The sequence below is a fragment of the Amycolatopsis sp. NPDC047767 genome (assembly GCF_040704195.1).
GTDB lineage: Bacteria > Actinomycetota > Actinomycetes > Mycobacteriales > Pseudonocardiaceae > Amycolatopsis.
Genome location: NZ_JBEYSJ010000002.1, coordinates 135,505 through 156,277, shown reverse-complemented (window position 1 = coordinate 156,277; position 20,773 = coordinate 135,505). Strand labels below are relative to the sequence as shown.

Genomic DNA, 20,773 nt, shown 5'->3' with positions numbered 1-20,773 from the left:
GTGGTCCGGCGTGGACGGGTCTTGCGGCGTGGTCTCACTGTCGGCTCCTTCGCTCTCGTGGTCCTGTTCGGAGCAACGGGCACGGGTCTGGCGGTGCCGCCGCCCCCGCCCAACCCGAGCGACTCCGAGCTGAACTCGTCGAAGGCCGCGGCCAACGAGAAGGCCGGCGAGGTCGGCAAGCTCACCAACCAGCTCGCGCAGGCCGAGCAGAAGCTCAGCTCGCTGCAGGACGACGTGGAGCTGAAGCAGGAACAGGCCATGAAGGCTCTGGTCGACCTGCAGTCGGCGCAGGACGCCGCGAGCCAGGCCGAGGACGCCGCGAAGTCCGCGCGCACGCAGGCCGATGCCGCGGCGGGCGCCATCGAGAAGGCGCGCCAGGACCTCAAGGAGTTCGCGGCGGCCAGCTTCGAGCAGGGCAGCACGGTCGGCTCCATCTCGGCGTACCTGACCTCCGACAGCCCCAAGGACCTGCTGGCCCGCGCCCAGATCCTCGACTCCATCGGCGGCTCGCGCCTCAACGCGCTCGACCGCCTCCAACAGGCGCAGACGGACAAGTCCAACAAGGACGCCGCCGCCCGCAAGGCCCTCGACGTCGCGCAGCAGAAGCAGGAAGCCGCGCGCCAGGCGAAGAGCGGCGCCGACGCCGCCCAGGCCGACGCCGTGCAGGCGCAGCAGACCCAGGCGTCGCAGAACCAGCAGCTGCAGGCGAGCAAGAGCTCGGTCGAGCAGCAGCTCTACGCGGCGCAGTCGAAGGTCAACGGCCTGCAGGGCCAGCGCCAGCGCTACCAGGACTGGCTCGCGCAGAAGCAGCGCGAGGACGAGGAACGCGCCCGCCAGGCGGCGTTGAATTCTTCGGGCGGCGGCGGCCGTCCCTCCTCCGGCGGCGGTGGCCGGCCTTCGCCCGCGGCGGGCTCGTCGATCGAGTCCGTGATCGCCCGCGCGCTCTCGCAGCTGGGCCGTCCGTACGCCTGGGGCGGCGGCAACGGCAGCGGCCCCACTCGCGGCATCCACGACGGCGGCGTCGCCGACATGTACGGCGACTACCGCAAGATCGGCTTCGACTGCTCCGGCCTGATGATCTACGCCTTCGCCGGCGTGCGCGCCCTGCCGCACTACAGCGGCTACCAGTACACCTCCGGCCGCCGCGTCCCGCTGTCCCAGATGCGCCGCGGTGACATGCTCTTCTGGGGCGGCGCCGGCGGCATCCACCACGTCGCCCTGTACCTCGGCGGCGGCCAGATGGTGGAGGCCCCGCAGTCCGGCTCGTACGTCCGCGTGACGGCCGTGCGCTACGGCGGGATCATGCCGTACGCGACCCGGCTGATCGGCTGAGGCCCTACGCTCGTCCCTCGTGACCTGGGACGGCGTCCGCGACCGGCTGGCGCGCCTGGCGAAGCGGCGCGCAGCGCGCTCGGTGTTCGGCGCGACCGCCCACGGGTTCCGGCCGGCTCCACCGCTGAGCGAACGCGACGTCGAGGCGATCGAGGAGCAGTTCGGGGCACTTTCGCCGGAGCCGTACCGCAGCTTCCTCGTGGAGGTCGGCGCCGGCGGGGCGGGTCCGGGTTACGGGCTGCTGGGCTTCGGCCGGTCCGGCCGGCGCTGGGAGTTCGCCGCAGGCGACCGGCGTGGCGCCTCCGTGGACCTGCGGGCGGAGTTTCCGCAATGGGAGCTCTTCCACCACGCCGAATGGCCGGACTTCACGAAGATCCCGCAGGAGCGATGGCCGCAGCTGTCCCGCTCGCTCGATGCCCGCGACGAGGCCGACACCCACGGCACCCTGCCGCTCAGCCACCAGGGCTGCGGCCACTACGACCTCCTCGTGGTGACGGGCCCCGACCGCGGCGCACTGTGGTTCGACGGCGAGGCCTGCGACGGCCGGATCGGACCGCAGGCCGACGGCCACGGCCGGATGACGTTCGACCGCTGGTACCTCGGCCGGCCGGCCGAGGTCGAGGCCGCGGTGGGCCGGCCTAGGCCGGGCTCCAGACGTACGGCGTGGTCGTGGTCACGGCGGTGAAGCCGAGGCGCTGCAGGATCGGGCGGCTCGGCGGGAGGGCGTCGACCTGGAGGTAGCGGGCGCCGCGGGTGCGGGCGGTGGCGGCGCGGTGGGCGACGAGCGCGCGGTAGAGGCCGCGGCCCCGGAAGGCCGGGAGGGTGGCGCCGCCCCAGAGGCCGGCGAAGGTGGTGCCGCCGACGAGTTCCAGGCGGGCGGCGGAGACGAAGTGCCCGGCGGACTCGGCGACGACGTGGACCGTCGTGCCGTGGTCGGCGCGGGCGCGCGCGAGGAGGTCGCGGGCGACGGCGGCCTCGTCACTGCCGAAGACGGTGGCGCTGAGGTGGGCGATGCGGCGCAGATCGGCGTCGCCGGAGGCTTCGCGGATGGTGACGTCGGGCGGGGGCGGAGCCGAGGGGGAAATCGCGTCGAGGGGCGCGATGAGGACCGTTTCCGTTTCCTCCGGTGCGAATCCGGCGGCGAGCAGGCGGTCGGGCAGATCGGCGGGACGGTCGTGGGCGCGGGTTTTCCATTCGAAAGCTTCACCGCGTGCGGCGAAGAAGCGGACCTGGCGGGCGATGAGGGCGTCCAGCGAAGCGCCGGCCACGCCGAGGTCCGGCGGCCCCGCCACGAAACCGCGCCGGGCGCCGAGGATGCGGGTGACGGGAGCGTCGCGGTCCAGGGTCGTGCCCGGTTCCGGTGTGGTCAGCTCGGCGGTGCGCACTTCGGCGTCGTAGGCGGCCAGCAGGGGGTCGGTCATGAGAGAACGCTAGCGTGGGCGGGGGAGTACGCGGGGGATCGCGTTCGCCGGCGGGCCGTCCATTGACTGTCCGGTGTGGACAAGCCGGAGCTGACGTGCAGGGGAAGCCGTGGTGGAGTCCACTGTGGACCAACTGCCCGCGCCCGCGCCGCGGCAGGGGAGGGTCGCGGCTGCATCGAACCGCAGGTCGAACCGGTCAAAACCGACGATCACGACACGCCGCGCGACCTGCGCCGGCGTCGCTGACACGGTCTTCACAGCTGTCACACCGCTGATGCGCTTGGCTACCGTGACGGCCAGCGTGCCGCGCGGACTTCGACCACCGGGAAGCAGTACGGTCGCGGGCGAGCCCGGAGGAAGCAGAACCACAGGAGGCAGAGTGACCGAGCCCGGCTACGCCGAGGGCGGGAACGGGCAGCAGCCCGGCGCGCCGGCGCGGGACGCCCAGTTGCTGGAACGCACCGTGTTCGAGGTCAAGCGCATCATCGTCGGCCAGGACCGGCTGGTGGAGCGCATGCTCGTCGGGTTGCTGGCGAAGGGGCACCTGCTGCTGGAAGGCGTGCCCGGTGTCGCGAAGACGCTGGCCGTGGAGACCTTCGCGCGGGTGGTCGGCGGGTCGTTCTCCCGGGTGCAGTTCACGCCCGACCTCGTGCCGGCCGACATCCTCGGCACGCGCATCTACCGCCAGGGCGCCGAGCGCTTCGACGTGGAGCTGGGCCCGGTCGTGGCCAACTTCGTGCTCGCCGACGAGATCAACCGCGCGCCCGCGAAGGTGCAGTCGGCGATGCTGGAGGTGATGGCCGAGCGGCACGTGTCGATCGGCGGCCAGACCTTCCCGATGCCCGACCCGTTCCTCGTGCTCGCCACGCAGAACCCGATCGAGAACGAGGGCGTGTACCCGCTGCCCGAGGCGCAGCGCGACCGCTTCCTGTTCAAGATCGTGGTCGAGTACCCCACGGCCGAGGAAGAGCGCGAGATCATCTACCGGATGGGCGTCACGCCGCCGGTGCCCCACGAGGTGCTCAGCCCCAGCGAGCTCGTGCGCCTGCAGGGCGTCGCGTCGCAGGTGTTCGTGCACCACGCGCTGGTCGACTACGTGGTCCGCCTCGTGCTCACCACCCGCACGCCCAACGACCACGGCCTGGCCGACGTCGCGGGCTGGGTGTCCTACGGCGCGTCGCCGCGCGCGAGCCTCGGCATCATCGCCGCCGCCCGCGCGCTCGCGCTGGTGCGCGGCCGTGACTACGTGCTGCCGCAGGACGTCGTCGACGTGGTGCCCGACGTGCTGCGCCACCGCCTCGTCCTGTCCTACGACGCGCTGGCCGACGGCGTGCCCGTGGACCACATCATCACCCGCGTGCTGCAGACGGTGCCCCTGCCGCAGGTCTCGGCCCGGCCGCAGGGCGGGACCGGGCCGGTGCCGGCGGGCGCGCCCGTCAGGTAGTCGGCGTGGCAGGGAAGGCGCAGAAAGACGAGCGTCCCGGGTGGGCGCCCCCGGTGCTGCGCGGCGACCGCCTGGAGGCGGGGCTGCGCACGCTGGAGCTCGACGTCCGCCGCCGGCTCGACGGCCTGCTGCAGGGCAACCACCTCGGCCTCGTGCCGGGTCCCGGCTCCGAGCCGGGTGAGGCGCGGCCGTACCAGCCGGGCGACGACGTGCGGCGGATGGACTGGGCCGTCACGGCCCGCACGACCACCCCGCACATCCGCGAGACGGTGGCCGACCGCGAGCTGGAGACGTGGGTGGTCGCGGACATGTCCGCGAGCCTCGACTTCGGCACCGCGCTGTGCGAGAAACGCGACCTGGTGGTGTGCGCGACGGCCGCCGTCGCCCACCTCACCGGCGGGGGCGGCAACCGCATCGGCGCGCTCGTGTCCAACGGCCAGGGTGTGAACCGCATCCCCGCGCGCGGCGGGCTCGCCCACGCGCGCGGCCTGATCCGGCGGCTGGCCGAGACCCCGCGGGCGCCCGAAGGCGTCCGGGGAGATCTCGCCGACGCGCTGGAGCAGCTTCGCCGTCCGCCGCGGCGGCGGGGCCTGGGCGTGGTGATCTCGGACTTCCTGGGACCCACCGACTGGCAGCGGCCGTTGCGCGCGCTCGGCGGGCACCACGAGCTCATCGCCATCGAAGTCCTCGACCCGCGCGACGTGGACCTGCCCGACGTGGGCACCGTCGTCCTGGCCGACCCGGAGACAGGGAAACAGCGCGAAGTGCACGCTTCCGCCTTGCTGCGCAAGGAGTTCGGCGCCGCGGCGCACGCCCACCGGCAGGACGTCGCGGCCGGGCTGCGCCGCGCGGGTGCGGCGCACCTGGTGCTGCGCACCGACTCCGACTGGATCGCCGACATGGTGCGGTTCGTGGTCGCCCGCAAGCGCCGCTGGTCGGGAGGTGTCGCATGAGCTTGGCCGGGTTCACGTCGCCGTGGTGGTTCCTGCTGCTGATCCTGGTGGCGGCCGTCGCCGTCGCCTACGTGCTCGCCCAGCGCGCGCGGCGCAAGCGCGTGATGCGGTTCGCGAACCTGGAACTGCTCGACAAGGTCGCGCCGAAGACGCAGGGCTGGATCCGGCACCTGCCGGCGGTGCTGATCGTGCTGTCGCTACTCGTGCTGACAGTGGCCCTGGCCGGGCCGACGGCCGAGCAGAAGGTGCCGCGCAACCGCGCCACGGTCGTGCTGGTGATCGACGTGTCGCTGTCGATGGAGGCCACCGACGTCACGCCCAACCGCCTGAAGGCGGCACAGGACGCGGCCAAGCAGTTCGCGGAGAACATGACCCCGGGCGTGAACCTCGGGCTGATCTCCTTCGCGGGCACCGCGACCGTGCTGGTCAACCCGACCACCGACCGCGCCGGCGTGGTGAAGGCGATCGACAACCTGAAGCTCGCGCAGTCCACCGCGACCGGTGAAGGCATCTTCGCGGCCATGCAGTCGATCGAGAGCTTCTCGGCCGTGGTCGGCGGCGCCGACGGTCCGCCGCCCGCGCGCATCGTGCTGATGAGCGACGGCAAGCAGACCGTGCCGGAGGATCTCTACGCCCCGCGCGGCGCGTACACCGCGGCGCAGGCGGCGAAGCAGGCGCAGATGCCGATCTCGTCGATCTCGTTCGGCACCACCCACGGTTCGGTCGACATCGAGGGCAAACCGCAGGACGTGCGGGTCGACGACGACTCCCTGAAGGAGATCGCGCGGCTGTCCGGCGGCGACTTCTACAAGGCCGCCAGCGCCGACGAGCTGAAGAAGGTCTACGCCGACCTCGGCGAGCAGATCGGCTACGAGCTCAAGAACGCCGACGCGAGCAAGCCGTGGGTCGTGATCGGCACCCTGGTGCTGATGATCGGGGCGGCGGCCGCGTTGCTGATCGGGCAGAGACTCCCGTAGCGGGCGTCAGCCTGGCGGCAGGCCGAACCCGTTCTGCCGCCAGGCTTCGTAGATCGTGATGGCCGCGGTGTTGGCCAGGTTGAGCGAGCGGCTCGTGGGCAGCATCGGCAGCCGCACCCGGTCGGTGATCTCGGCTGAGTGCTGCACGGCGTCGGGCAGGCCGGCGGACTCCGGGCCGAACAGCAGCACGTCGCCGGGTTCGTAGGCCACGTCGGTGTAGAGGCGCGCGGCCTTGGCGCTGAACGCGTAGACCTTGGCCGGCAACAGCGCGTGCCACGCGGCGGCGAGGTCCGCGTGCACGTGGACGCGGGCGAGGTCGTGGTAGTCGAGCCCGGCGCGGCGCAGCTGCTTGTCCTCGAGCGTGAACCCCAGCGGCTCCACCAGGTGCAGCTCGCAGCCGGTGTTGGCGGCCAGCCGGATGGCGTTGCCGGTGTTCGGCGGGATCTCGGGGTGGTAGAAGAGCACGCGGAACATGGCCGGACCTCGAACGTCAGGAAGCGGTGGGTGCGGGCAGGTGGGCCGCGTAGACGTCGCGCACGGCGGCGGGCGGCTCGGTCTTGCGCAGGGTCACGGGGTCGATGAACACGTAGCGGATCTTCGCCTCGGTGGTGAGCTTGCCGCCGCGGCGGATCTCCGACTCGTAGACCATCGACGTGGTCCCGAGATGGGTGAGGAACACCGACACCACGAGGTCGTCGTCGTAGCGGCACGGCGCGCGGTAGCGCAGGTTCGACTCCGCGACCACCACGTCGATCCCCGTGGCCAGGAACGCCTCGTGCGAGCCGAACAGCGCCTTCTCGACCTCGAAGGAGGCCATGTCGACGTAGGCCAGGTAGTGCGCGTTGAAGACGATCCCCTGGCCGTCGCACTCGTGGTAGCGCACGCGCAAGGGCATCTCGACCAGCGGTCGGCGCGGTGGGGTCACGCGACCAATCTAGCGAGCGCGGATCAGCCGTGGAGCGCCCGGTACGTGTCGGCGGCCCCGGGGTGCAGCGGCACGGGCTGGGTGCCGATGAGCGTGCGCACGTCGAGGAACTGCGTCCCGACGGCTTGTGCCGGGACCAGATCGGCCGCGCGCCCGGCGAGCACCCGCACCACCGCCGCGGCGACGTCCGAAGGCAGCCGCGGGGCGCAGACGAGCAGGTTCGCCACGCCGATCGTCGCCGGCGCCCCGACACCCGCGTACGCGCCGGCGGGGACCTGGACCTGTTCGTAGACCGGCCCGTGCTTCGCGCGCAGCGCGGGGATCACCGATGCGAGCGGCAGCAGGGCGAGCGGCGTCGTGCGGTTGAGCTCGGCGAGCGCCGGGGTGGGGAGACCGCCGGACCACAGGAGCGCGTCGATGCGCTGGCTCTGCAGCGCGGCGATGGCGTCCGCCAGCGGCAAGTGCTGCGCCACCACCGACACGCCCGCCGCCGCGAACACGCGCTCGCCCAGCTGCGCGGCGCCCGATCCGCCCGCGCCGACGGACACCGGCCGTCCGGCCAGGTCCCGCAGCTGCGCGAGGTGATCGTCCGCGCGCACCACGAGCTGCAGGTAGTTCTCGTAGACCCGGCCCAGCGCCTGCACCGGCACCGGCGCGGGGAAGGGCGCCCGGCCCGCGAGCGCCGACTGCGCGACGTCCGCGAGCACCAGTCCCAGGTCGGCCTTTCCGTCTCGGACGCGCTCGACGTTCACGACACTCGCCTCGGTCGGCACGGCCGTGCAGTGCAAGCGCGGCTCCGCCCGGCTCACCTCGCCCGCGAGCACCTCCGCGAACGCCAGGTAGAACCCGCCCTCCTCCCCGGCGGCGATCGTGACGGACCGCTCGGGGCCGCGATACGCGGGCGCGCACCCGGCCAGCGCGAGGCCGAGTCCGCCGAGCAACGCGGTGCGGCGCGTGATCGTCACGGTGTCACCGCCGGCAGGGTCACGCGAACCTGCAACCCGTGCGGGGCGTTGGCGCGCAGTTCGAGGGTGCCCCCGCGGGCCCGGGTCTGCTCGCGCGCGATGGCGAGGCCGAGGCCCGTGCCGCGGGGCGCGCCGTCGCCGCCGGCGCGCCAGAAGCGGTCCGTCGCGCGGGCCAGGTCGGCGGCGGGCAGACCGGGGCCGTCGTCGGTGACGACGAGGGTGGCGGCGCCCGGCGAGGTCTCCCACGCGGCTGAGATGGTGGCGCCGCGGCCGGCGTGGTGGACCGCGTTGTCGAGGAGCACGTCGAGGATCTGCGCGAGCTCGCCCTCGGGAGTGTGGACGAGGACCGGTTCGTCGTGGCCAGAGCCGGGGAGCAGGGTGGCCCCGACGTCGTCGGCGGCGGGGCGCCAGGCGTCGACGCGTTCGGCGAGGACGGCGGCGAGGTCGGCCGGTTCGTCCGCCGCGCCGGCGGCGATGCGGGTGGCGGTGGACTCCGCGGTGGCGAGCGCCAGGAGCCCGTCGAGGATGCGTTCGAGTCGCTCGACCTCCGCGACGATCGCGCGGTACGCGGGCTGGTCGGCCTCGGCCGAGGCGAGGGAGTCGACGCGCAGCCGCAGCGCGGCCATCGGGTTGCGCAGCTGGTGGGAGGTGTCCGCGACGAGCCGGTGCTGCTGGTCGGCGGCCTCGGCCACGGCATCGGACATGCGGTTCACCGAAGCCGCCAGCGACCGCAGCTCGCGCGGCCCGGAGCTTTCCGGCACCTGTGCGCGGTGGCCGCCCGCGACGGCCAGCACACCCGTCTCGAGCTCCACCAGCGGCCGCACCATCCACCGGGCCAGCAGCACCGCCAGCAGGACGAACACGGTGGCCACGAGCAGCGCCCCGGCCGCGATCGCGCTCCAGCGGGCGGCGACGTCGGCGGCCGCCGCGGCCACGGAAGCGCGCAGCACCACCACGCCGGCCACCCGCGTGCCCGAACCCACCGGCCGCGCGAACAGCACCGGCCCGGCCGACCACGGGCTCAGCCGTTCGACGCGCGGCGCCGGCTCGTTGCGCATGGTCGCCTCCACGAGCGCACGCACCTCCGGCGCTGCGGCCGTGAGCCCACCCGTCTGCACCAGCGGCGCGCGCTGCGCGTCGACCACCACCACGGCCTCGCCGTAGAGCGCCGAGTACCGCTCGGCCTCGGCGTCGAGGGCCGCCGGGTCGTGGGCGTCGACCGCCTGCTGTGCCAGCACGCCGAACCGGTCGACGTCGCTGCTGCGGGAGATCACCAGCTGCTGCGTGCGCTGCTCCGCGGTGCTCGCCAGCAGCGGCACGGCGAACGCGGCCACCACGAGCAGCGCGAGCGCGACCAGCACGACGAGCAGGCGGGTGCGCACCGCTCAGCCCCGGCCCAGCCGGTAGCCGAAGCCGCGGATCGTGGTGAGCAGGCCCGGGCGGTCGAGCTTGGCGCGCAGCTGTGTCATGTGGACGTCCAGCGACCGCGAGATGGCGAGGTACGCGTCGCCCCACACCTCGTCCATCAGCTGCTGGCGGCTCACGGCGGTGCCGGGCCGCGCGGCGAGCACGGCCAGCACCGCGAACTCCTTCGTCGTCAGCCCGATGTCCCGGCCCGCCACGAGGACGCGGCGCCCGCCGAGGTCGATCTCGACGTCTTCGAGCCGCACCACGGCGTCGTCGGCCGGGGTGTCGCGCCCGCCCGCCCGGCGCACGACGGCGTCCATCCGCGCGAGCAGTTCGGCCAGCCGCACGGGTTTCGTGAGGTAGTCGTCGGCACCCAGGCGCAGCCCGCGGACGACGGAGCGCTCGTCGCCGCGCGCGGTCAGCACGATCACGGGCACGCCCGAGACCTGGCGGATCTTGCGCAGCACGTCGAGCCCGTCGAGGTCCGGCAGGCCGAGGTCGAGCAGCAGCAGGTCGGCCTCGCGGTGCCGGTGCAGCGCGTCGGCACCGCGGCCGACGCTGGTCACGGTGTGGCCGCGCGCGTCCAGCGTCTCGGCGAGCGCACCGGCGACCCCGGTGTCGTCCTCCACGAGCAGCACGCGCACGGCCGTCCTCCCGGTCAGTCTTCGTCCCGCTCCAGTGCGGACGAACGCGACGTTTCGCGCATTGTCCCGTACACGACGAGCGAGACGAGGATGCAGCCCGCGACGTACCAGAAGAACAGGGATTCGTGCCCCGCCTTCTTCAGCGCCTGCGCGATGAGCTCGGCCGTGCCACCGAAGATCGCCACCGTCAGCGCGTACGGCAGGCCGACGCCGAGCGCGCGGATCCGCGTGGGGAACAGCTCGGCCTTCACGATCGCGTTGATGGACGTGTAGCCCGTGACGATCACGAGCGCGCCGAGCAGCAGCAGGAAGGCGAGCACCGGCTGTTTGGTGTGTGCCATCGTAGTCATGATCGGGACGGTGAGAACGGTGCCCGCGATGCCGAAGAACATCAGCAGCTTCCGCCGGCCGATCCGGTCCGACAGCCGCCCGGCCACCGGCTGCAGGAGCGCGAACACGAGCAACGCGACGAACAGGATCCACGTCACCGTGCGGCGCGGGATGCCGGCGGTGTTCTCGAGGAACTTCTGCGTGTAGGTCGCGTAGGTGTAGAAGGCGACCGTGCCGCCGAGCGTGAGGCCGACGACGAGCGCGATCTCCTTGGGGTACTTCACGAGCGTGCGCAGCGTGCCGCGTTCGCCGGCCTGCCTGCCGGACCCTGATCCGGACTCCGCGGCCACGCGCTCGTAGCTGGCCGACTCGTCCATGCTGCGCCGCAGCGCCATCACCACCACGGCCGCGACGGCGCCGACGACGAACGCGATGCGCCAGCCCCAGTCGCCCATCTGCGCCTCGGTGAGCACGCTCTGCAGGATCAGCTGCAGCCCGAGCGCGAGCAGCTGCCCGCCGACGAGCGTCACGTACTGGAAGCTGGAGTAGAACCCGCGTTTGCCGGGAGTGGCCACTTCGGACAGATACGTTGCCGACGTCGAGTACTCACCACCCACGGAGAGGCCCTGCAGCAGCCGCGCGAGCACGAGCAGGATCGGCGCCGCGACGCCGATGGCCGCGTAACCCGGCGTCGCCGCGATGAGCAGCGAGCCGAACGCCATCATCGAAACCGAGAGCACGAGCGCGCTGCGGCGCCCGAACCGGTCGGCGAAGCGGCCGAGCAGCCAGCCGCCCAGCGGGCGCATCAGGAACCCGACGGCGAACACGGCCGCGGTGTTGAGGAACTGGGCCGTCGCGTCGCCGCCGGGGAAGAACGCTTTGGCGAAGTAGATCGTGAACGCCGAGTAGGCGTACCAGTCGTACCACTCGACGAGGTTGCCGATGGAGCCGCGCAGCACGTTGCCGACGACTCGCCGCTCGCCCTCGCGGGTCGCCGGGGTGGGGATCCGGGTAGTCATCGTTGACCTCCTGTGTCGCGACACACGGTGACCACCGGAGCACGCGCGCGGCAAGGTCGCGGCGCTGTTCCTTACCTGTCCTTAGGCGAGTTCCGAGCGTCTCGGAGGGCCCGGGGACCGGCGATCCTGATCACGTTTTGTGCGGATCGCACGCCCGGCCTTCCCCCGGTTTGTAGGAACCCTCTGGTCAGCGCAAACGGACCGGCGCGCCGCGCCCTAACCTCCGCTCTGGACTTCCGCGCCCGGCCCGGACGCGGAGGTGGCGCCGGGTGCGGCGACGCCGCGCGCGGCCGATAGCCTCGTCCCCACGCGTTCGCGACAGGGACACCGAGCAGAGGGAGACGTGCAGTGGGACGGTCGGTCTTGGTCACCGGCGGCAACCGGGGTATCGGTCTGGCGATCGCCCGGGACCTCGCCGAGCAGGGCCACCAGGTGGCGGTCACCCACCGCGGCTCCGGCGCGCCGGAAGGGCTCTTCGGGGTCGAAGCGGACGTCACGGACGCCGAGCAGATCGACGCCGCGTTCAAGCTGGTCGAGGAGCACCAGGGCCCCGTCGAGGTGCTGGTGTCCAACGCCGGGCTCACCGACGACACGCTGCTGATGCGCATGAGCGAGGAGCAGTTCGAGCGCGTGGTGAACGCGAACCTCACCGGCGCGTTCCGGGTCGCCAAGCGCGCGTCGCGCGGCATGCTGCGCGCCCGCTGGGGCCGGTTCATCTTCATCTCGTCGGTCGTCGGGCTCTCCGGCTCGGCGGGCCAGGCGAACTACGCCGCGTCGAAGGCCGGCCTCGTCGGGTTCTCGCGCTCGCTCGCGCGGGAGCTCGGCTCGCGCAACATCACGTCCAACGTGATCGCGCCCGGCTTCGTGCGCACCGACATGACCGACGCGCTCGGCGAGGACCGCAAGAAGGAGATCCTCGCCAACGTGCCCACCGGCCGCTACGCCGAGCCGGCCGAGATCGCCGCGGCCGTGCGCTACCTCGCCTCGGACGACGCCGCCTACGTCAACGGCGCGGTGCTGCCGGTCGACGGCGGCCTCGGCCTCGGCCACTGACCTGCCGACTTTTCGCGACCACCCCTAGCGACATCACCCGAGACCTGGAGGAACCCGTTGCCCGGACTGCTCGAAGGCAAGCGGCTGCTGATCACCGGTGTCATCACCGACGCCTCGCTCGCGTTCCACGCGGCCAAGATCGCGCAGCAAGAGGGCGCTGAGGTCGTGCTCACCGGCTTCGGCCGCCTCTCGCTGGTGAAGACGATCGCCAAGCGCCTCCCGAAGCCGGCGCCGGTGCTCGAGCTCGACGTGACCAACTCCGAGCACCTGGACTCGCTGGCCGACCGCGTGCGCGAGCACGTCGACGGCCTCGACGGCGTGCTGCACTCCATCGGCTTCGCCCCGCAGACCTGCCTGGGCGCGCCGTTCCTGGACGCGCCGAGCGACGACGTGAAGATCGCCGTGGACGTGTCGGCGTTCTCGTTCAAGTCGCTGGCCGTGGCGACATTGCCGCTGCTCTCGCGCGGCTCGTCGATCGTCGGCATGGACTTCGACGCGCGCGTGGCGTGGCCGGCCTACAACTGGATGGGCGTCGCGAAGGCGGCCCTGGAGTCGGTGAACCGCTACCTCGCGCGCGACCTCGGCCCGCGCGGCATCCGCGTGAACCTGGTCAGCGCCGGCCCGATGAAGACCATGGCCGCGAAGTCGATCCCGGGCTTCAACGAGCTCGAAGACGGCTGGAACGACCGCGCCCCGCTCGGCTGGGACAGCTCCGACCCGGACCCGACGGCCAAGACCGTCTGCGTCGCGCTGTCGGACTGGCTGCCCGCCACCACCGGCTCGATGATCATGGTCGACGGCGGCGTGCACGCGCTCGGCATCTGAGTTTCTTCCCTTACGGTGAACGGCTCCCGCGATGTGTTCGCGGGAGCCGTTCACCGTTTCACTGCGCGGCGGGTTGGGCCACCGGCTCGTCGGGGGAGAGCGCCGGACGGCGTGGCGAGCGGGCGTCGTCCGAACGCTGCAGGCGCAGCGCGAACGTCAGGGCGGCCAGCGCCAGCCCGCCGAGGCCCACGCTCACCCAGGCGACGCTGGGGAAGCCGAGACCCGCGTTGATCGCGACCCCGCCGACCCACGGGCCCGTGGTGTTGCCGACGTTGAAGCCCGACGTCGTGCTGGCGCCGACCAAAGTGGACGATCCGCCCGCGACCGAGTAGGCGCGGACGTTGAGGGCCGGATTGGCCGCGAACGCCGCGGCGCCGAGCACGAGGACCGCGGTCACGGCCACCGCCACGTCCGAGGTGACCGCCAGCGCGACGAGCGCGACGACGGCCAGCGCCAGGCTGCCGTAGAGCGTCGCGAACGGGTGGGCGTCGGCGAGCTTGCCGCCCGCGAGGATGCCGATCAGCGCGCCGGCGCCGAAGAGCACCAGCACGAGCGGGACCCACGAAGACGGCAGGCCGTCGGTCGTCGTGAGCAACGGCGCGAGGTAGCTGAACGTCGCGAAGACCATGGCCTGCGTCAGCGCGATCACGCCCAGTGCCAGCCACACGCGTCCGTTGCGGAAGACCCGCAGCTCGGTCCGCACCCGCAGCGCCGAGGAGTCCGAGACCGTGCGCGGCACGAACGCGAGCACGCCGACGACGGCCAGCACGGTCAGCGCCGCGACGGCCCAGAACGCGGTGCGCCAGCCGGCGTGCTGGCCGAGGAGGGTGCCGGCGGGGACGCCGGCGATGTTCGCCAGCGTCAGGCCGCCGACCAGCACCGCGAGCGCACGGCCGCGGCGCGCGGCGGGGACGAGCGAGACCGTGGTCGCCGCGGCGACGGCCCAGAATCCGGCGCAGGCCAATGCGCTCACGATGCGGGTCGCGAAGAGCAGCCCGTAGCCCGGGGCGAGCGCACCGACGACGTGCGAGCCGGCGAACACCACGAGCAGCGCGAGCAGGGTCGTGCGGCGGGGCAGCTTGAGCGTGCCGACGGCCAGCAGCGGTGCGCCGACCACCATGCCGACGGCGAACGCCGAGATGAGCAGGCCGGCGTCGGGGATGCTGACGCCGAGGTCGGCCGCCATCCCGGGCAGCAGGCCGGTGATCATGAACTCCGAGGTGCCGAGGGCGAAGATGCTGAGCCCGAGCACGAAGACGGCCAAAGGCACGGTTCGTCTCTCCTTGAGGATCGTCTGGTATTGGATCGTCTGGTACAAAACTGGCCCGTGACGCATCGGCGCTGATGCCAGGGTGAAAAAGGGGGAGAGGGTGGCGCGGTCGGGGGTGAGGTCAGCGGCGGGCGAGCGCGGCGACGGCGATGTCGGCCACCGCCGTCATGGCCGGGCGTTGCGCGCCGCGGCGCGACATCAGCCGCAGCCCGCTCACGGTGCTGTGCACGAACTCCGCGATGTCGCGCGGATCCCGGTCGCGGGTGATGCTGCCGTCGGCCTGGCCGACGCGGGCGCATTCGGCGAGTGAGGCCAGGTGTGCGGCAGTGTCGGCCTCGACGCGCGCCGCGATCTCGGGGTCCGCGGTGCCGAACTCGGCCACGGTGTTCACCACCAGGCAGCCGCGGCGGCCGTGGGTGAGCTCGTCGTCGATCACCGACGCCAGGAGCCGCCGGATCGCGTCGAGCCCGTCGTCGGCTTCTTCCAGTACGGCGGCCCGGCTGCGGACACCGAGCTCGATGTAGTGCTCGAGCGCGCGCCGGAACAGGATTTCCTTGCTGGTGAAGGTGTTGTACACGCTGCTGCGCCCGAGCCCGGTCGCGGCGCAGAGGTCCTGCGTCGAGGTCGCCTCGTAACCGTGGGCCCAGAAGGCGTTCATGGCGCCTTCGAGGGCTTCGGTCTCGTCGAACTCGCGTGGCCTGGGCATGAGCACACCGTACCAGGTTTTGGATAGCTCGGTACACAATGAGCCCGCTCCGTCGTGGGCGCCGCCACAGGGGCAAGATGGACACCGTGGGTTACGACGCGTTGTTATGGCTTTCGTTCGGCGGTCCGGAGGGGCCCGACGAGGTGATGCCGTTCCTCGAGAACGTCACCCGGGGCCGCGGGGTGCCGCGCGAGCGGCTGCTGGAGGTCGCCGAGCACTACCAGCACTTCGGCGGGGTGTCGCCGATCAACCGGCTCAACCGTGCGGCCATCGCGGCCGTCGAGAAGCAGCTGGCGGCCGAGGGGCTCGACCTGCCGGTGTACTTCGGCAACCGCAACTGGCAGCCCATGGTGGAGGACACCGTGGCGCGGATGAAGGCCGACGGCGTGCGGCGCGTGCTCGCGTTCCCCACCAGTGCCTACGGCGGTTACTCCGCGTGCCGTCAGTACGACGAGGACATCGTGCGCGCCCGCGAAGCCGTGGGTCCGGATGCCCCGGAGATCGTGAAGCTGCGCCAGTTCTTCGATCACCCGCTGTTCGTCTCCGCCGTCGCCGACGCGGTGCGCGCCGCCCACGCGAGCCTCGGCGACCGGCCCGGCACGCGCACGGTCTTCACCGCGCACTCCGTGCCCGTGAGCGCCGACGTCGCGTCCGGCCCGCCCGCGGAAGGGGGACGGCGCTACTCCCGCCAGATCGCCGAGGCGGCGCGGCTCGTGGCCGCCGAGGCGGGCATCGCGGAGTACGACGTGGTCTGGCAGTCGCGCTCGGGGCCGCCGCAGGTGCCGTGGCTGGAGCCGGACATCGTCGACCACCTCGACGCGCTGCACGCCGACGGTGTGAAGTCCGTGGTCGTCAGCCCGATCGGTTTCGTCTCGGACCACCTCGAGGTGATCTGGGACCTCGACAACGAAGCCGCCGAGCGCGCCGCCGAACACGGCATGGCCTTCGCCCGTGCCGCGACGCCCGACGTGGACCCGCGCTTCGCCGAGCTGGTCGTGGAACTGGTGCGCGAGCACGTTTCCGGCGCCCCGGCCCGCAAGCTCTCGCCCTTCCCGGCCGGCGGCTGCTCGGTCAACGGCGCGCCCTGTTCGATCGGGTGCTGCGAGCCCGCGAAGCGTCCCGCCCGCTGAGCTGAAAAGCCCGCGTTGCCCGGGAAAACCGGGCAACGCGGGCAAAACCTCGCTGTTCGCTCTCGGCTGAGCCGAGGTTCCTGGCGATCGACTCACCGCCGGGAACCTCACGGCTGCCGGTCGGCCTGCTCCGCGAACACCCGCACCGCTTCGTTGACCGACGCCGTCCGAGCCGTGCGCACGGCGTCGGACAGCGGCCGCAGCGCTTCGGCCCGGCGGCTGGCGGCCGAAGCGGACAGCGCGCCACCAGGGTCGTCGGTGCGTGCGATGGCCAGGATCGCCGAGATCTCCTCCGCGCGCTGCAACACTCGCAGCGCCCGCGCGGGCGTGCCGGCCGGCCACTCGACCTGCGGCCGCGACCGCAGGTGCGCCGACAGCTCGGCGCGCACGCCGGGGCGGTCGCTGGCCACGTCGAGGGCCTGCAAGGCACCCGCGCTCGCGCGGATCGCGTCCGTGAGCCCGTGTTCGGCGTCGGGCAGCGACTGGTACTCCAGCGGAACCGGGGTGGGCACCGAGTAGACCGTCCAGCGCATGAGCCCCTCGGCGATCGGCTCGGGCACGAGGCCGAAGCCGAGCTCGGTCAGCACCACCGCGTCACCGCAGCGCAGCGCCGCTTCGGCGAACGGGCCGCCGCCGCCGAGCCCGCGGACGTCGCCGGGCACGGGGAGCACGAGCTGGGCCATTTTCACGCCCTGCGCGCGCAGCGCCATGAGGAGCTGGACCGGGGTGGCGGCGCGGTGGAACGCCAGCGGGAGCTCGAAAGCTTCGGCGGCGGGGGCGTCGGCCGCGACGACGTCGTGCGCTTCGCCCCAGGCAGCGAGGGCGTCGAGCACATCATCGGAAGCCGCGGCTCCGTTGAGCCACGCGGAGGACCAGACGGCGAGGGTCGCACTGGGACGGCACACGACGCCCTATTTTACCGGTAGCCCACACTTCGTGGACGATCGCCCACGCTGGAGTCGCTCCACGTCGACGTACGCCGAAACGGTAAGTAGCGTCGATGCCGTGACCGTTGTCCCAGACTCACTTCCCCGTACCGCAGGCGAGCTCCGCGCCGCCGGGTACACCCCGCGCCCCATCGCGCAGGAGATCCACGACAACCTGCTGGCCGCCCTTCGTGAAGGCCGCGACGCGTGGCCCGGCATCGTCGGCTTCTCCCGCACCGTCCTGCCGCAGCTCGAGCGCGCGCTGCTCGCCGGCCACGACGTCGTCCTGCTCGGCGAACGAGGTCAGGGCAAGACCCGCCTGCTGCGCACCCTCGCCGGCCTGCTCGACGAGTGGACCCCCGTCATCGAGGGCTCCGAGCTCGGCGAGCACCCCCTCGACCCCATCACCCCCGCTTCGATCCGCCGCGCGGCGGAGCTGGGCGACGACCTGCCCGTGGCGTGGCGCCACCGCAGCGAGCGCTACACCGAGAAGCTCGCGACGCCGGACACGTCCGTCGGTGACCTCATCGGCGACGTCGACCCGGTGAAGGTGGCCGAGGGCCGCAGCCTGGGCGACCCGGAGACGATCCACTTCGGGCTCGTCCCGCGCGCCCACCGCGGCATCGTGGCGATCAACGAACTGCCCGACCTCGCCGAGCGCATCCAGGTCGCGCTGCTCAACGTGATGGAGGAGCGCGACATCCAGGTCCGCGGCTACACGCTGCGGCTGCCGCTGGACGTGCTGCTGGTCGCCACCGCGAACCCCGAGGACTACACCAACCGCGGCCGCATCATCACGCCCCTGAAGGACCGCTTCGGCGCGGAGATCCGCACGCACTACCCGCTCGACGTCGACGCCGAAGTGGCCGTGGTGAAGCAGGAGGCGCACCTGGTCGCCGAGGTCGGCGAGCCGCTGCTGGAGGTGCTGGCCCGGTTCGTGCGGAACCTGCGCGAATCGCCGGTGATCGACCAGCGCTCCGGTGTGTCGGCGCGCTTCGCCGTGGCCGCCGCCGAAACCGTCGCCGCCGCGGCGCTGCGCCGCGCCGCGCTCACGGGGGAGGCCCCGGCCGTCGCGCGGCCGGTCGACCTCGAAGCCGTGCCCGCCGTGCTGCGCGGGAAGATCGAGTTCGAGCCGGGCGAAGAGGGCCGCGAGGTCGAGCACCTCGTGCACCTGATGCGCCGGGCCGTCGCCGAGACCGCTCGCGAGCGCTTCGCCGGACTGGACCTGCGTCCGCTGTCCGACGCCGTCGCCGACGGCCACCTGGTGGCCACCGGCGAGCGCGTGCCGGCCCGAGACGTGCTCGCGGCCCTGCCGGAACTGCCGGTGCTGCACGAGGTCGCCCAGCGTGCCGGGGTGTCCTCCGACGAGCCGGCCGGTCGCATCGCGGCCGCGGTGGAGCTGGCCCTGGAGTCGCTGTTCCTCGCCCGTCGGCTGGCGAAGGACTCCGACGAGAACACCACGGTGTACGGCCAGTAATGCCGCTCATTCCCGAGGGGTACTCCTACGGCCCGTGGCACGACGGGCCGGACCCGCTGGCGCCGCCGGCGGACCTGCGCGACGCGCTCGACGAGATCGGCCGCGAGGTGATGGCCGGCGCGTCGCCGCGCTCGGCACTGGAGGAGCTGCTGCGCCGCGGCACCGAGCGCACGTCGGGGCTCGACGAGCTCACGCGGCGGTTGTGGCAGCGGCGTTCGGAGATCCAGCGCCGCCACCGGCTCGACGGCACGCTGCAGGAGGTGCAGCAGCTGCTGAGCGAGGCGCTGACCGCCGAGCGCCGTGAGCTGTTCCCGGACCCGGACGACGAGGCGCGCTTCCGCGAGGCGCAGCTCGACGCCCTCCCGCCGGGCACCGCCGCGGCCGTGCGTGAGCTGAGCGAGTACGACTGGCGCTCGTCGGAGGGCCGGCAGAAGTACGAGCAGATCCGCGACCTGCTCGGCCGCGAGGCGCTCGACGCGCGGTTCCAGGGCATGAAGCAGGCGCTGCAGAACGCCGGGCCCGAGGACGTCGAGCAGGTCAACCAGATGCTGTCCGACCTCAACGCGCTGCTGCAGGCCCACGCGCAGGGTGCCGACGACATCGACGAGCGGTTCGCGGAGTTCATGAACCGCCACGGCGAGTTCTTCCCGGAGAACCCGCGCAACGTCGAGGAGCTGATCGACGCGCTGGCCGCCCGGTCGGCCGCCGCGCAGCGCATGATGAACTCGATGTCGGCCGAGCAGCGTGCCGAGCTGATGGAGCTGTCCCAGCAGGCGTTCGGCGACCCGCGCATCGCCCAGCAGCTGTCCGCGCTCGACGCGGCGCTGCAGGCGCTGCGGCCGGGGGAGGACTGGCAGGGCTCGGAGCGCTTCCGCGGCCAGGACCCGCTGGGGATGGGCGAGGGCGCGCAGGCGATGCAGGACCTCGCGGAGCTCGACGGGCTGGCCGAGCAGCTGGGCCAGGCCTACCCGGGCGCCCGGCTCGAGGACATCGACATGGACGCGCTGCAGCGCCAGCTGGGTCCCGACGCCGGTGTCGACGCGCAGCGACTGTCCGAACTGGAGCGTGAGCTGCGCCGGCAAGGCCTGTTCGAACGCGCGGCCGACGGCACGCTCCGCCTGTCGCCCAAGGCGTTGCGGCGCCTGGGCGAGACGGCACTGTCCGATGTGGTCAACTCGCTGCGCGGCAAGACCGGCGAACGGGAGACCGAGTCCGCCGGAGCCGCGGGGGAGCCCACGGGCTCGAGCCGGCCGTGGCGGTTCGGGGACATGCAGCCGTGGGACGTGCCGCGCACGGTCCGCAACGCGGTGCTGCGCTCGACGTCGCTCGGCTCGCGCGCGGTGACGCTCGACGTCGAGGACGTGGAGGTCGTCGAGACCGAGCACCGCTCACGCGCGGCCGTGGCGCTGCTGGTGGACACGTCGTGGTCGATGGTGCAGGAGGACCGCTGGCTGCCGATGAAGCGCACCGCGCTCGCACTGCACCAGCTGATCAGCACGCGCTTCCGCAACGACGCGCTGCAGCTGATCACCTTCGGCCGCTACGCGATGAAGGTGGACCTGCCGGAGCTGGTGGGCCTGGAGGGCACGTGGGAGCAGGGCACCAACGCCCACCACGCGCTCCTGCTGGCCGGCCAGCACCTGCGCCGCCACCCCGACGCGCAGCCCGTGGTGCTGATGGTCACCGACGGCGAGCCGACCGCCCACCTCGAACCCGACGGTGAAGCGGTGTTCGACTACCCGCCGGACCCGCGCACGATCTACAAGACACTGTCCGAAGTGGACCGGATCGCCAAGATGGGCGCCTCGGTCACGGTCTTCCGCCTCGGCGAGGACCCGCGGCTGGAAGCGTTCGTCGACACCATCGCCCGCCGCTCCGGCGGCCGCGTGGTGGCCCCCGACCTCGACGGCCTGGGCGCCGCCGTCGTCGGCGACTACCTCCGCAACCGAAGGGATTGACCCGGCTCCGG

At 72.8% G+C, this 20,773-nt stretch carries 20 protein-coding genes; 10 read left to right on the top strand and 10 right to left on the bottom strand.

The window, feature by feature from the left end:
- The first annotated feature begins 57 nt into the window (after positions 1-57).
- Positions 58-1,332 carry an NlpC/P60 family protein gene (locus AB0878_RS03925; protein ID WP_366576237.1) on the top strand — a complete coding sequence of 425 codons (1,275 nt, stop codon included), beginning with the start codon at positions 58-60 and terminating at the stop codon, positions 1,330-1,332.
- A gap of 19 nt (positions 1,333-1,351) precedes the next feature.
- Positions 1,352-2,017 carry a hypothetical protein gene (locus AB0878_RS03920; RefSeq protein WP_366576236.1) on the top strand — a complete coding sequence of 222 codons (666 nt, stop codon included), beginning with the start codon at positions 1,352-1,354 and terminating at the stop codon, positions 2,015-2,017.
- Here AB0878_RS03920 and AB0878_RS03915 read toward each other — a convergent pair.
- Entirely contained in the window at positions 1,971-2,753 is a 783-nt protein-coding gene (locus AB0878_RS03915; RefSeq protein ID WP_366576234.1) for a GNAT family N-acetyltransferase, read from the bottom strand. The genes AB0878_RS03920 and AB0878_RS03915 overlap by 47 nt on opposite strands.
- 379 nt (positions 2,754-3,132) lie before the next feature.
- Here AB0878_RS03915 and AB0878_RS03910 point away from each other — a divergent pair, with 379 nt between their 5' ends.
- The 3 genes from AB0878_RS03910 to AB0878_RS03900 are packed head-to-tail and all read left to right on the top strand — an operon-like array spanning position 3,133 to position 6,127.
- The gene (locus AB0878_RS03910) at positions 3,133-4,197 is read left to right on the top strand and encodes a MoxR family ATPase (protein ID WP_366576233.1); all 1,065 of its coding nucleotides are present in this window, start codon (positions 3,133-3,135) and stop codon (positions 4,195-4,197) included.
- 5 nt (positions 4,198-4,202) lie between these two features.
- Positions 4,203-5,150 carry a DUF58 domain-containing protein gene (locus tag AB0878_RS03905; RefSeq protein WP_366576231.1) on the top strand — a complete coding sequence of 316 codons (948 nt, stop codon included), beginning with the start codon at positions 4,203-4,205 and terminating at the stop codon, positions 5,148-5,150.
- Positions 5,147-6,127, top strand: a complete 981-nt coding sequence (locus AB0878_RS03900) for a VWA domain-containing protein (RefSeq protein WP_366576229.1) — start codon at positions 5,147-5,149, stop codon at positions 6,125-6,127. The genes AB0878_RS03905 and AB0878_RS03900 overlap by 4 nt, the downstream gene beginning before the upstream one ends.
- A gap of 6 nt (positions 6,128-6,133) precedes the next feature.
- On the opposite strand, the gene AB0878_RS03895 is transcribed toward AB0878_RS03900, so the two are convergent.
- The 6 genes from AB0878_RS03895 to AB0878_RS03870 are packed head-to-tail and all read right to left on the bottom strand — an operon-like array spanning position 6,134 to position 11,417.
- Positions 6,134-6,601 carry a tRNA (cytidine(34)-2'-O)-methyltransferase gene (locus AB0878_RS03895; RefSeq protein ID WP_366576227.1) on the bottom strand — a complete coding sequence of 156 codons (468 nt, stop codon included), beginning with the start codon at positions 6,599-6,601 and terminating at the stop codon, positions 6,134-6,136.
- Positions 6,602-6,617: 16 nt separating this feature from the next.
- The gene (locus AB0878_RS03890; RefSeq protein ID WP_366576225.1) at positions 6,618-7,052 is read right to left on the bottom strand and encodes a thioesterase family protein; all 435 of its coding nucleotides are present in this window, start codon (positions 7,050-7,052) and stop codon (positions 6,618-6,620) included.
- 23 nt (positions 7,053-7,075) lie between these two features.
- Positions 7,076-8,017 (bottom strand): TAXI family TRAP transporter solute-binding subunit, encoded by a 942-nt coding sequence (locus AB0878_RS03885; protein ID WP_366576223.1) that lies wholly within the window; start codon positions 8,015-8,017, stop codon positions 7,076-7,078.
- The gene (locus tag AB0878_RS03880) at positions 8,014-9,399 is read right to left on the bottom strand and encodes a HAMP domain-containing sensor histidine kinase (protein ID WP_366576221.1); all 1,386 of its coding nucleotides are present in this window, start codon (positions 9,397-9,399) and stop codon (positions 8,014-8,016) included. Before AB0878_RS03880 ends, AB0878_RS03885 begins: the two co-directional genes overlap by 4 nt.
- A 3-nt stretch (positions 9,400-9,402) precedes the next feature.
- Positions 9,403-10,068 carry a response regulator transcription factor gene (locus AB0878_RS03875; protein WP_366576219.1) on the bottom strand — a complete coding sequence of 222 codons (666 nt, stop codon included), beginning with the start codon at positions 10,066-10,068 and terminating at the stop codon, positions 9,403-9,405.
- Positions 10,069-10,082: 14 nt separating this feature from the next.
- Complete coding sequence (locus AB0878_RS03870; RefSeq protein ID WP_366576217.1) at positions 10,083-11,417, bottom strand: MFS transporter; 1,335 nt, start codon at positions 11,415-11,417, stop codon at positions 10,083-10,085.
- A 348-nt stretch (positions 11,418-11,765) separates the two neighbouring features.
- Here AB0878_RS03870 and AB0878_RS03865 point away from each other — a divergent pair, with 348 nt between their 5' ends.
- Both AB0878_RS03865 and fabI read left to right on the top strand, forming a co-directional pair.
- Positions 11,766-12,470, top strand: coding sequence for a beta-ketoacyl-ACP reductase (locus tag AB0878_RS03865; RefSeq protein ID WP_285966883.1), 705 nt, complete (start codon positions 11,766-11,768; stop codon positions 12,468-12,470).
- Between the two features lie 57 nt (positions 12,471-12,527).
- A complete protein-coding gene (gene fabI / locus AB0878_RS03860; protein WP_360601602.1) occupies positions 12,528-13,295 on the top strand; it encodes an enoyl-ACP reductase FabI in 768 nt (255 codons plus the stop codon).
- A 58-nt stretch (positions 13,296-13,353) separates the two neighbouring features.
- On the opposite strand, the gene AB0878_RS03855 is transcribed toward fabI, so the two are convergent.
- Together AB0878_RS03855 and AB0878_RS03850 are read right to left on the bottom strand one after the other, a co-directional pair.
- Positions 13,354-14,565, bottom strand: a complete 1,212-nt coding sequence (locus AB0878_RS03855) for a Cmx/CmrA family chloramphenicol efflux MFS transporter (protein WP_366576214.1) — start codon at positions 14,563-14,565, stop codon at positions 13,354-13,356.
- A 121-nt stretch (positions 14,566-14,686) separates the two neighbouring features.
- Positions 14,687-15,271: a TetR family transcriptional regulator gene (locus AB0878_RS03850; protein WP_366576212.1), complete on the bottom strand. Its 585-nt coding sequence runs from the start codon at positions 15,269-15,271 to the stop codon at positions 14,687-14,689.
- A gap of 86 nt (positions 15,272-15,357) precedes the next feature.
- Between AB0878_RS03850 and AB0878_RS03845 the strand changes: the two genes are divergently transcribed.
- Positions 15,358-16,401, top strand: coding sequence for a ferrochelatase (locus AB0878_RS03845; RefSeq protein ID WP_366576985.1), 1,044 nt, complete (start codon positions 15,358-15,360; stop codon positions 16,399-16,401).
- A 107-nt stretch (positions 16,402-16,508) separates the two neighbouring features.
- On the opposite strand, the gene AB0878_RS03840 is transcribed toward AB0878_RS03845, so the two are convergent.
- Entirely contained in the window at positions 16,509-17,306 is a 798-nt protein-coding gene (locus tag AB0878_RS03840; RefSeq protein WP_366576210.1) for a hypothetical protein, read from the bottom strand.
- Positions 17,307-17,406: 100 nt separating this feature from the next.
- Here AB0878_RS03840 and AB0878_RS03835 point away from each other — a divergent pair, with 100 nt between their 5' ends.
- Both AB0878_RS03835 and AB0878_RS03830 read left to right on the top strand, forming a co-directional pair.
- The gene (locus AB0878_RS03835; RefSeq protein WP_366576208.1) at positions 17,407-18,804 is read left to right on the top strand and encodes an ATP-binding protein; all 1,398 of its coding nucleotides are present in this window, start codon (positions 17,407-17,409) and stop codon (positions 18,802-18,804) included.
- Positions 18,804-20,762, top strand: a complete 1,959-nt coding sequence (locus tag AB0878_RS03830; RefSeq protein WP_366576206.1) for a VWA domain-containing protein — start codon at positions 18,804-18,806, stop codon at positions 20,760-20,762. Before AB0878_RS03835 ends, AB0878_RS03830 begins: the two co-directional genes overlap by 1 nt.
- Positions 20,763-20,773: the final 11 nt, after the last annotated feature.

What these genes read in the sequence shown, in the direction of transcription:
- AB0878_RS03915 (WP_366576234.1), bottom strand. Translation starts at nt 2,753, where the DNA reads ATGACCGACCCCCTGCTGGCCGCCTACGACGCCGAAGTGCGCACCGCC.
- AB0878_RS03900 (WP_366576229.1), top strand. Translation starts at nt 5,147, where the DNA reads ATGAGCTTGGCCGGGTTCACGTCGCCGTGGTGGTTCCTGCTGCTGATC.
- AB0878_RS03895 (WP_366576227.1), bottom strand. Translation starts at nt 6,601, where the DNA reads ATGTTCCGCGTGCTCTTCTACCACCCCGAGATCCCGCCGAACACCGGC.
- AB0878_RS03870 (WP_366576217.1), bottom strand. Translation starts at nt 11,417, where the DNA reads ATGACTACCCGGATCCCCACCCCGGCGACCCGCGAGGGCGAGCGGCGA.
- AB0878_RS03850 (WP_366576212.1), bottom strand. Translation starts at nt 15,271, where the DNA reads ATGCCCAGGCCACGCGAGTTCGACGAGACCGAAGCCCTCGAAGGCGCC.
- AB0878_RS03830 (WP_366576206.1), top strand. Translation starts at nt 18,804, where the DNA reads ATGCCGCTCATTCCCGAGGGGTACTCCTACGGCCCGTGGCACGACGGG.